Annotated in this window: 10 protein-coding genes; all 10 read right to left on the bottom strand. The window is 64.4% G+C overall.

The features are described from left to right. Positions 1–72 precede the first annotated feature (72 nt). Entirely contained in the window at positions 73–702 is a 630-nt protein-coding gene (locus EN939_RS09800) for a hypothetical protein (RefSeq protein WP_127267854.1), read from the bottom strand. A gap of 136 nt (positions 703–838) precedes the next feature. Continuing rightward, entirely contained in the window at positions 839–1,579 is a 741-nt protein-coding gene (locus EN939_RS09795; RefSeq protein ID WP_013532529.1) for an SDR family NAD(P)-dependent oxidoreductase, read from the bottom strand. Positions 1,580–1,623: 44 nt separating this feature from the next. After that, a complete protein-coding gene (gene purF / locus EN939_RS09790; RefSeq protein WP_013532528.1) occupies positions 1,624–3,093 on the bottom strand; it encodes an amidophosphoribosyltransferase in 1,470 nt (489 codons plus the stop codon). Between the two features lie 104 nt (positions 3,094–3,197). Continuing rightward, the gene (locus EN939_RS09785; protein WP_127267853.1) at positions 3,198–3,857 is read right to left on the bottom strand and encodes a CvpA family protein; all 660 of its coding nucleotides are present in this window, start codon (positions 3,855–3,857) and stop codon (positions 3,198–3,200) included. A 63-nt stretch (positions 3,858–3,920) separates the two neighbouring features. Next, a complete protein-coding gene (gene radA, locus EN939_RS09780; RefSeq protein WP_127267852.1) occupies positions 3,921–5,324 on the bottom strand; it encodes a DNA repair protein RadA in 1,404 nt (467 codons plus the stop codon). 57 nt (positions 5,325–5,381) lie between these two features. Continuing rightward, the gene (locus EN939_RS09775) at positions 5,382–6,872 is read right to left on the bottom strand and encodes a replicative DNA helicase (protein ID WP_127267851.1); all 1,491 of its coding nucleotides are present in this window, start codon (positions 6,870–6,872) and stop codon (positions 5,382–5,384) included. Positions 6,873–7,099: 227 nt separating this feature from the next. Then, on the bottom strand, positions 7,100–8,329 hold the full coding sequence (locus EN939_RS09770; protein WP_127267850.1) for an RNA polymerase sigma factor: 1,230 nt from the start codon (positions 8,327–8,329) through the stop codon (positions 7,100–7,102). After that, positions 8,326–8,691, bottom strand: a complete 366-nt coding sequence (locus tag EN939_RS09765; RefSeq protein ID WP_027037981.1) for a YciI family protein — start codon at positions 8,689–8,691, stop codon at positions 8,326–8,328. Before EN939_RS09765 ends, EN939_RS09770 begins: the two co-directional genes overlap by 4 nt. A gap of 46 nt (positions 8,692–8,737) precedes the next feature. Next, entirely contained in the window at positions 8,738–9,451 is a 714-nt protein-coding gene (locus tag EN939_RS09760; RefSeq protein ID WP_127267849.1) for a DUF1428 domain-containing protein, read from the bottom strand. Positions 9,452–9,592: 141 nt separating this feature from the next. Further along, a partial coding sequence (locus tag EN939_RS09755) for a small ribosomal subunit Rsm22 family protein (RefSeq protein WP_245473071.1) occupies positions 9,593–9,881 on the bottom strand: 289 nt, incomplete at its 5' end.

The raw sequence follows: 9,881 nt of genomic DNA, 5'->3' as shown, positions 1-9,881 counted from the left end.
AGCTTCCCGCCGTCACATCACAGCCGCGTGATGTGACGGGGGTTTCCAGCCCGATTTCGAAGCGCAATCGGCTCAGTTGGTGGCAAAACAATAGAACAAGCCATCGCCCCCGGTGCCCTTGAGCGCCTCCTGGCTGCAGCCGCCGCGCGAGGCGTGCGAGGAATTCCAGGATTTGGCCGCTGCCGAATCGTCGAGACCGGCGCGGTCATGATGGCCCATCATCGCGGCGCCTTCCGCCCCGCTCATCGTCCAGTTGCCGCAGGTCTGGTCGGCGATCTTGGTGCCGTCGGGCTTGGAGCCGGTCAGCACGTCGTGGCGGTTGGGCGTGTCGCCGCGGCCGTTGACCGCTTCGCCTTTCTCGTTGAGCGCTGTCTGTTTGGTGATGCCGTTGGCATCGCTGTGCAACGAGGCGACATCGTCGGCGATCTTGACGCCCTTGGCGTTCACCCATGGCCCCTTGCCGATGCGGTCGCGGGCGTCGGTGTCGCTGGTCGACAGATAGGCGGCCCAACTCTTGCCGGTGACGCCGGCGGCTTCCGCCAACGACGCGCAATGCGCGTCGGCGCCCTTGAGGCCGCCGAGGTCGGCACCCTTGCCGGAACCGACACTGGTGACGAAGAAGCTCATCTTGGCATCTTGCGAGTAAGCGGCGCCCGCGGCTGCGATCAGGGTGGCGGCGGTGGCGAGAAGCAGTTTACGCATGTCGGTCCTCCGGTTGGTCTTCGACGGGTTACATCAGAAGAAACGTTGCCGGAGGCCTGTTTAATCCCTACGCATGTCGCCTAAAAGTATGCAGTGGTTTTTGGGAAACCGACATGCGGCAAAAAAGGCTCTAGTTTTATTCCGGCTGGCGATAGGCGACGAACCGATTGTGCTTGGCCTGAAAGATCAATCCGGTCTCTTTCAGGTCCGGGCTGGCCAGCGGCACGATGCGTTTGGCGATCTCGGAGGGATGCGGCAACGTCTCGGGATCTTCGCCCGGCACTGCTTGGGCACGCATGGCGGTGCGGGTGGCGCCGGGGTCGGCGGCATTGACCCGGAGCGGCAGGCTCTGCGTCTCATGCGCCCAGGAGCGCATCATCGTCTCCACCGCGGCCTTGGACGCCGCGTAGGGTGCCCAGAAGGCACGCGCCGAGTGCGCTGCGTTGGAAGACAGGATGATCGCTCGTCCAGCGTCGGAGAGCCGCAGCAGGGGGTCGACGGAGCGGATCAGCCGCCAGGTCGAGGTGACGTTGATGGTCATCACCTTCTCGAAGGTTTTTGCTTCGACATGACCGATCGGCGAGATGACGCCGAGCACGCCGGCATTGGCGACGAGAATGTCGAGCTTGCCCCAGCGTTCGTGGATGGCGCCGCCCAGGCGGTCGATACCGGCCATGTCGGCGAGGTCGAGCGGCACCAGTGTCGCCTGGCCGCCGGCCGCCTTGATCTGATCGTCGAGCTCTTCCAGTCCTCCGACAGTGCGCGCCACCGCAATGACATGCGCGCCGGCTGCAGCCAATTCCTTGGCAATGAAATAGCCGATCCCGCGCGAGGCGCCGGTGACGACCGCAACGCGGCCGGAAAGGTCAAGGGTCATGCGATGGATTCCGGGAATTTGACTAACGCTGATGACGGTCCCGCCTACGTCCCGCTCGTCGCCAGCAGCGACAGCGTGCGCACATTGTCGTGGCCTTCGAAGTCGAGCAGGCGGGTCGGATACTGGCCGGTGAAGCAGGCATCGCAGAATTGCGGCTGGTCGTTGTCGCGGCTGGCCTCGCCGACCGCGCGGTAGAGCCCGTCAATGGTGAGGAAGCCGAGCGAATCGACGCGAATGAACTCGGCCATCTCCTCGATCGACATGCGCGATGCCAGGAGCTTCGATTTCTCCGGCGTGTCGACACCGTAGAAACAGGAGGCGCGTGTCGGCGGTGAGGCGATGCGCATATGCACCTCCTTGGCGCCGGCGTCGCGCACCATCTGCACGATCTTCTGGCTGGTGGTGCCGCGCACGATACTGTCGTCGACCAGCACCACGCGCTTGCCCTCGATCATGCGGCGGTTGGCATTGTGCTTCAGTTTGACGCCCATGTGGCGGATCGAATCGCCCGGCTGAATGAAGGTGCGGCCGACATAATGATTGCGGATGATGCCGAGTTCGAAGGGAATGCCTGCGGCCTGGCTGAAGCCGATCGCCGCCGGCGTGCCCGAATCCGGCACCGGCACGACGATGTCCGCCTCGACCGGGCTTTCAACCGCCAGCTCGGCGCCGATGCGCTTGCGCACCTCATAGACGTTGCGGCCTTCCACCGAGGAATCCGGCCGCGCGAAATAGACATATTCGAAGATGCAGAAGCGGGTCTTCTGCGGCTCGAAGGGGAACAGGCTCTCGATGCCCTTGGACGTGACGACGACCATCTCGCCGGGCTTCAGGTCGCGAACGAAACGCGCGCCGATGATGTCGAGCGCGCACGTTTCGGAGGCCAGGATCCAGGCGCCGTCGAGATCGCCGAGCACCAGCGGCCGGATGCCGAGCGGATCGCGGCAGCCGATCATCTTCTTGGCCGTCATCGCCACCAGCGAAAACGCACCCTCGACCTGTCGCACCGCATCGATGAAGCGCGAGTTCAAATCGCGCTCCTTGCTGGTGGCGACGAGATGCAAAAGCGTCTCGGTGTCGGAGGTGGAGGAGAAGATCGCGCCTTGCTTCTGCAGCGCGCGCTGCACGGTCATGGCGTTGGTCAGATTGCCGTTGTGGGCGACGGCGAAGCCGCCATCGGCCAATTCGGCGAAAAAGGGCTGGATGTTGCGCATGCCGGCGCCGCCAGTCGTGGCGTAGCGCGTATGGCCGATGGCGCGGTTGCCTTGCAGGCTGTCGATGACGCGCTGCTTGGTGAAGGTGTCGCCGATCAGGCCGACATGGCGTTCGACATGGAACTGGCTGCCGTCATAGGAAACGATGCCTGCCGCTTCCTGGCCGCGATGCTGCAGCGCATGCAGGCCCAGTGTGACGATGGCCGCGGCGTCCTGCCGGCCGAAAATGCCGAACACACCGCATTCGTCGTGGAAATGGTCGTCGGCCTCGGCGGAAAGCACGTCGTCTGCGTCTGCCATCTTAAGCTCCGCTAAAATCGCCATATAATGCGGGTTCGCGCCGAAAGCAACGCGGGCCGTGCGGTCGTTCACACCATCGTCGGATCCTGACGCCGTTTTCGGCGTCAGTTTGCCGGCGCCGCCGGTGCCGGAGCGTTGTTGGCCGGAGGTGTTGCGTCATTGTCGTCAGGCGCTGGCGTGTTGGCATCGTCGCCGCCCGCCGGAGCATCCGCGGCCGGTGCGTCCGGAGCAGCTGGCGTCTCGGCGGCCGGCTGATTCGGATTGAGCTTCTTGAGAATCGCGTTTTCCGGATCCTCGGGCAGCAGGCTTTCGAGCTTGGCGCCGATCTGCTCCAGCAGCGGCCGCGACTTGGCCTCCGTGACCCAGGCCGGTGCCTTGGCGCCAGCCAGCCAGTTGAAGAACAGCAGTGCGACGGCGACGACCAGGATGCCGCGCGCGGCGCCGTAGAGGAAACCGAGCGTACGGTCGAGCGCGCCGATCCGCGAATCGATGATCCAGTCGGCGAGCTTCATGGTGATGACCGATACGACGATCAGCGCGACGATGAAGACGACGCCGGCGGCGGCCGCCATGGCGATCTTTTCATTCTCGATGTAGGGCGCGAGGTAAGGCACAACCGGCTTGTAGAAGAAGAACGCCGCCGCTGCCGCCGCTGCCCAGGAGACGACGGACAGGACTTCGCGCGAAAAGCCGCGAACCATGGCGAGCATCGCCGAGACCAGAGTGAAGCCGACGAGAATTCCGTCAAGCAGCGTAATCGGCATGTCTTTCGCCCCACTCCATGAGCCGCATTATAGCGCGGAACATCGGGCTCTGAGTCCGATGCTCTAATCTTCTTCGTCCACGCGGCTTCGGCGTGAGCCGGCTATGCGTGCCACGAGGTCGGCAAGCTCGGTCGGCTGGAAAGAACCGGACCCGATCCCCCCGGCCAGTTCCCCGCTGCCCGAAGGCAGAACCGCGCTTCCAAAACCCAGCTTTTCGGCTTCCTTGAGGCGCTGTTGCGCATGCGCAACCGGCCTCACGGCGCCCGAAAGGCTGATTTCGCCGAAATAGACGCAATCGGCGGGAAGGGCAAGACCGGTGAGCGAGGAAACCAGGGCGGCCGCCACTGCCAGATCGGCCGCGGGCTCCGAAATCCGGTAGCCTCCGGCGACGTTGAGATAGACATCGTGGCTGCCGAAGCGCACCCCGCAATGGGCTTCGAGAACTGCCAGGATCATAGACAGCCGGGCGCCGTCCCAGCCGACGACGGCGCGGCGCGGCGTGCCGAGCGAGGAGGGTGCGACCAGTGCCTGGATCTCGACCAGCACCGGCCTTGTCCCCTCCATGCCGGCGAAAACCGCGGCCCCGGGCGATTTTGCATGGCGCTCGCCAAGGAAAAGCTCGGACGGATTGGCAACCTCGCGCAGGCCCTTGTCCGACATTTCGAAGACGCCGATCTCGTCGGTCGGTCCAAAACGGTTCTTCACCGTACGCAGGATGCGATAGTGATGGCCGCCTTCGCCCTCGAAGTAGAGCACGGCGTCGACCATATGCTCGACGACACGCGGCCCCGCGATCTGGCCTTCCTTCGTGACATGGCCGACCAGCACGATCGCAGCACCCGTGGATTTCGCATAGCGGATCATCGCCTGGGCGGCGGCGCGCACCTGTGTGACGGTGCCCGGTGCCGAATCGGCAAGGTCGGTCCACAGCGTCTGGATCGAATCCAGGATGACGAGATCAGGCCGCTTGCCGTCGGCGATCGTCGCCAGGATGTCCTCGACATTGGTCTCGGCGGCAAGTTCCACCGGAGAAGAGGCGACGCCAAGCCGCTGCGCCCGCAGCCTGATCTGCGCGACCGCCTCTTCGCCCGAGACATAGACGATGCGGTGGCCTTTTGATGCTAGCGCCGCGGCCGCCTGGGTGAGCAGCGTCGACTTGCCGATACCAGGATCGCCGCCGACCAGCAGCGCCGAGCCGCGCACGAAACCACCGCCGGTGGCGCGATCGAGTTCGCCGATGCCCGAAATGATGCGTGGCGCATCCTCGATGTCGCCGGACAGCGTGGTCAGCACCACCGCGCGGCCCTTGCGGGCATTGCGCGTGTTGGCCGGTCCTGAGCCGATGCCGCCGGACGTGCCTTCCTCGACCAGCGTGTTCCACTCGCCGCAGGCATCGCATTTGCCGGCCCAGCGCTGATGCACCGATCCGCAGCTCTGGCAGATGAATTGGACCCGGGATTTGGCCATCAGCGGGATGCTGCTTGAAAATGGTCTGGGCGAGGTTGGCTGGGGTAGGTCAAAAAGCTACTCGAACCTTTCCGGCAGATGATGCTCCTCGGCGAGGTCGGAGAAGCGGGTGAACTCGCCCTGGAAGGCAAGGCTGACGGTGCCGGTCGGTCCGTGGCGCTGCTTGGCGATGATCACTTCGGCCTTGCCCTGGACTTCGATCATCTTCGCCTCCCAGGCGAGATGCTCGGGCGTGCCTTTCTCCGGCTCCTTGTTCTTGATGTAGTATTCCTCGCGGTACACGAACAGCACCACGTCGGCGTCCTGCTCGATCGAACCCGATTCGCGCAGATCGGACAGCTGGGGATGCTTGTCGTCGCGGCTTTCAACCTGACGCGAAAGCTGTGAGAGGGCGATGATCGGCACGCCCAACTCCTTGCCGAGTGCCTTCAGTCCGGTGGTGATCTCGGTGATTTCCTGGACGCGGTTCTGCGACGCCTTGGCGGACGAACCCTGCATCAGCTGGATATAGTCGATGACCATCAGGTCAAGCCCGCGCTGACGCTTGAGGCGGCGGGCGCGCGCCGCAAGCTGGGCAATGGAAATACCGCCCGTCTGGTCGATATAGAGCGGCCGTTTATGGTTCTCCTGCGTGTAGGCAACGAGCTTGCCGAAATCGGCCTCCGTCAGATCGCCGCGCCGGATTTTCGACGATGGGATCTCGGTCTGCTCGGAGATGATGCGGGTGGCCAGCTGCTCCGACGACATTTCGAGCGAGAAGAAACCGACGACGCCGCCATTGGCCGCCTTGACCGAACCGTCGGCCTGCTGGGCCGGCTCATAGGCGGCAGCGATGTTGTAGGCGATGTTGGTGGCCAGCGACGTCTTGCCCATGCCTGGGCGGCCGGCGATGATGATCAAATCCGAAGGCTGCAGGCCGCCCATGCGGTGGTCGAGATCGCGCAGGCCGGTGGCAATGCCGGACAGGTGGCCATCGCGCATATAGGCCGCGCTGGCCATGTCGACGGCATTCTTCAACGCATCGGAAAAGCTTTCGAAACCGCCATCGTAGCGGCCGTTTTCGGCCAGCTCGAACAGCCGCCGCTCAGCATCCTCGATCTGTTCGCCGGGCGCCATGTCGACCGGCGCGTCATAGGCGATGTTGACCATGTCCTCGCCGACCGTGATCAGCGCGCGGCGCGTCGCAAGATCGTAGATGGCGCGGCCATAGTCGGTGGCGTTGACGACGGTCACAGCCTCGACCGCCAGCCGCACGACATATTGCGCCATCGTCATGTCGCCGACCTTCTCGTCGGCGGGCAGGAAGGTTTTCAGCGTGATCGGCGTCGCGACCTTGCCCATACGGATAAACTCGGACGCCACCTCGAAGATCTTGCGGTGCAGCGGCTCGTAGAAATGGCTGGCCTTGAGGAAGTCCGAGACGCGATAGAAGGCGTCGTTGTTGACGAGGATGGCGCCGAGCAGCGCTTGCTCGGCCTCGATGTTGTTGGGCGCTTCACGATAAAGCGGTGTTTCCGCCACGCCGAATTTTCGCGCTGCTTCTGCCATGATATCCCCGATTTCGATCCCGGCCTTTCGATATCAGAACGTGACAAGTCCATGCTGACTTATCTGCACCAGTGCCTGTCCAATCAGCTTTGATACCCGCGATTCACAGCCGAGTTTTTTCGGTGGAAAGAATCACAATTGACTCGAATCGAAAGAACGATTGTAGCGCATCTATAGGGAGAACAAAACGAGAAAACAAGCGCTGGGTTCCTGTGCCGCCACTCCGTTCAAAGCTGACCGAGTCGCCCCTCGATGAACCGGCGTTCCGCCGGTTGCCGGGTCAACTCGATCGCCCGCCGGTAGGAGGTCCTTGCCGCTTCGGTTAAGCCAAGCCTGCGCTGCATGTCTGCTCGCGCCGCGTGCGCCAGATGGTAGCCGTCCAGCCCGCCTTGTGCCATGACCGCCTCGATTTCCGCCAGTCCGGCCTGCGGGCCGTCGCGCATGCCTATGGCCGCGGCGCGGTTGAGTGCCACGACCGGTGAGGGGTCGACGCGGCCGAGCACATCGTAAAGCGCGACGATCTGTACCCAGTCGGTCTCCGCCGTGCCTGCCGCCTCGGCGTGGACGGAAGCAATGGCCGCCTGCAGGATATACGGTCCGATGCGGCGCGAGGCGATCGCCCGACCGATCAGGCCGTCGGCCTCGGCGATCGGCGAACGGTCCCACAGCGTGCGGTCCTGATCCTCCAGCAGGACAAGGTCGCCGCTGGCATTGACCCGCGTCGCGCGCCGCGCCTCGTGCAGCAGCATCAGGGCAAGCAGCCCTTGCGCCTCCGGCTGGTCGAGCAGTTCGACCATCAGCCGGCCGAGCCGGATCGCCTCGGCGCACAGGTCGGCCCGCGTCAGGTTCGGCCCCTCGGTGGCCGCGTAACCCTCGTTGAAGATCAGGTAGATCACCTGCAGCGCGCTCTCGAGACGCACCGGCAGGTCGGCGCGGTCGGGCACCTCGTAGGGGATCGCCTCGTCCCGGATCTTCGCCTTGGCCCGCACGATGCGTTGCGCAATGGTCGGTGTCGGCGTCAGATAGGCGCGGGCGATCTCTTCGGTGGTCAAACCACCCACTTCGCGCAGGGTCAGGGCGATGCGTGCATCCGGCGCCAGCGCCGGATGGCAGCAGACGAAGATGAGCCGCAATTCATCGTCCTGGATGTCTTCCGGCATGGCCGGCTCCCGTGTCGGCTCGGCCAGCGCCGTGAGTTCGGGCAGAGCCCCGGCCAGCCGTGCTTCCCGGCGCCAGCGGTCGATGGTCCTGAAGCGGCCGGCCGAGACCAGCCAGGAATAGGGGTTGGCCGGCACACCCTGGCGCGGCCATTGCTCGGCGGCAGCAGTGAAGGCCTCATGCAAGGCCTCCTCCGCCGCGTCGAAACCGCCGAGCAGGCGGATCAAGGTCGCCAGCACGCGCCGCGCCTCGGTGCGGTAGGCCGCCTCCAGGGCATCGCGGGGGCTGGTGGTGCTCACAGGACCGGCGGCGGCTGGCTGAAGTCGACGACCGGGCGAACTTCGACAAAGCCGATCGTTGCCAGTGGATGGCCGCTCGCCACTCGCACCGCCTCGTTGAGATCGCGGGCCTCGATGACGATGATGCCGCCCAGGATCTCCTTGGTCTCCATGAACGGGCCGTCGACGGTCGACATCTTGCCGTCGCGGACCTGCACGGTCATTGCCTCCTCGGGCAGCACCAGGGCCTCGGCGGTTACGAAGTGGCCGCTGGCTTTGAGCACCTCGTCATATCCGGAGCACTCGGCCAGCACGGCATTGGCCTCCGGGCTGCCGCCGAACAATGTTTTGGGGTGGTAATAGATGAGACAGGCGTAACGCATGGTGGGTTTCCTTTTCCAGGATTGTCGAAAACTAGGGTTCTTGGGATCAGGCGTCGAGGATCGGCGCAAAGCCGCCATGGACCCGGCGCTGGTTGTCGTAGGGCATGGTGTCGGCATACATGCGCGGATCGGCAATCACCTTTTTCCAGGCGTCATCGCGCACCTGCTTCGACGGCCATTCGACCCAGGCATAGACGACGACCTCGTCGCCCGTTGCTTTCACGGCGCCACGGTAGTCGGTGACCTCGCCGTCGGGAACATCGTCGCCCCACGCTTCGACAACGCGGGTTGCGCCGTGTTCCTTGATCACCGCGGCCTGCTTCGTCGCTACGGCAAGGTAGGCCTGCTTGTTGGCGGCCGGCACCGGCACCAGCGAGCCATCGATATAGCCCGTCTTGCCGGTCGTGTTCAGGTCGATGAAGGGCGTGAAGCCACCGATGATCATGCGCTTGCCGTCAAAGGGCATGGAAGCGCCGATCTCCGCCATGCGCGGGTCGCTCATCATCGTCTGATAGGCCGCGTCCGCCGCCGCCTTGTCCGCGTATTCGTGCCATGAAAAGGTGATGACTTCATCCGGCTTTGCCTTCACGGCTCCCTTGAAGTCGGTGATCTTGCCGCCGGGCACGTCGTCGCCCCATCCTTCGACCATGCGGGTGGTGCCGAACTCCTTCAGCACCGATGCCACCTCGGCGACATGCCTGCGGTAAGCTTCCTTGTTGGCGGCGGGCACCGCGGCGACAAATCCTGCGATATAGCTCATTGCGTTTCTCCTATTGGCTGATGCCGTTTGACACTCTTGGCGTCTCGAAAGGTCCGAGAACGCCAATGGTCGAACGGCACGGCCTGGATTCGACATCGCTTCGAAATTTTTCTTCGAGGCGGTCGCAAACGCTGCTGCTGTCTATTCGGAAGCCAGCCTGTCGCCCCAGTCCAGCCGCCGGGCCAGCTTGAAGTCGGCGCCGTCGCGCTTGGTGAACAAGCGCTCGGCGGCGGTGCCGTCGTCCCGGCAAAGTTTGAGCAGAACCTTGCCGGAACCGGATTTCGGCGGCGCAAGAACCCGCGCCTGGTGCGATGTGAGTCCGTCGCGAGAAGCCGCGACATAGATGAATTTCTCATCTTCCCACGGCACGTCGGCGTCCTTGGCCAGCCGGTGCAGGCGCGAGCGGGCGACGCGGCGGGAAAAGCTGCAC

The organism is Mesorhizobium sp. M7A.F.Ca.CA.002.05.1.1 (genome assembly GCF_003998335.1).
Lineage (GTDB): Bacteria > Pseudomonadota > Alphaproteobacteria > Rhizobiales > Rhizobiaceae > Mesorhizobium.
The sequence above is the reverse complement of the archived record's forward strand: the minus strand, read 5'-3'. Positions and strand labels throughout refer to the sequence as shown.

Bases quoted from the DNA above. Each gene is read 5' to 3' on its own strand.
- EN939_RS09760 (WP_127267849.1), bottom strand. From the start codon at position 9,451: ATGAGCTATATCGCAGGATTTGTCGCCGCGGTGCCCGCCGCCAACAAG.
- purF (WP_013532528.1), bottom strand. From the start codon at position 3,093: ATGGCAGACGCAGACGACGTGCTTTCCGCCGAGGCCGACGACCATTTC.
- radA (WP_127267852.1), bottom strand. From the start codon at position 5,324: ATGGCCAAATCCCGGGTCCAATTCATCTGCCAGAGCTGCGGATCGGTG.
- EN939_RS09765 (WP_027037981.1), bottom strand. From the start codon at position 8,691: ATGCGTTACGCCTGTCTCATCTATTACCACCCCAAAACATTGTTCGGC.
- EN939_RS09785 (WP_127267853.1), bottom strand. From the start codon at position 3,857: ATGCCGATTACGCTGCTTGACGGAATTCTCGTCGGCTTCACTCTGGTC.
- EN939_RS09775 (WP_127267851.1), bottom strand. From the start codon at position 6,872: ATGGCAGAAGCAGCGCGAAAATTCGGCGTGGCGGAAACACCGCTTTAT.
- EN939_RS09800 (WP_127267854.1), bottom strand. From the start codon at position 702: ATGCGTAAACTGCTTCTCGCCACCGCCGCCACCCTGATCGCAGCCGCG.
- EN939_RS09795 (WP_013532529.1), bottom strand. From the start codon at position 1,579: ATGACCCTTGACCTTTCCGGCCGCGTTGCGGTCGTCACCGGCGCCTCG.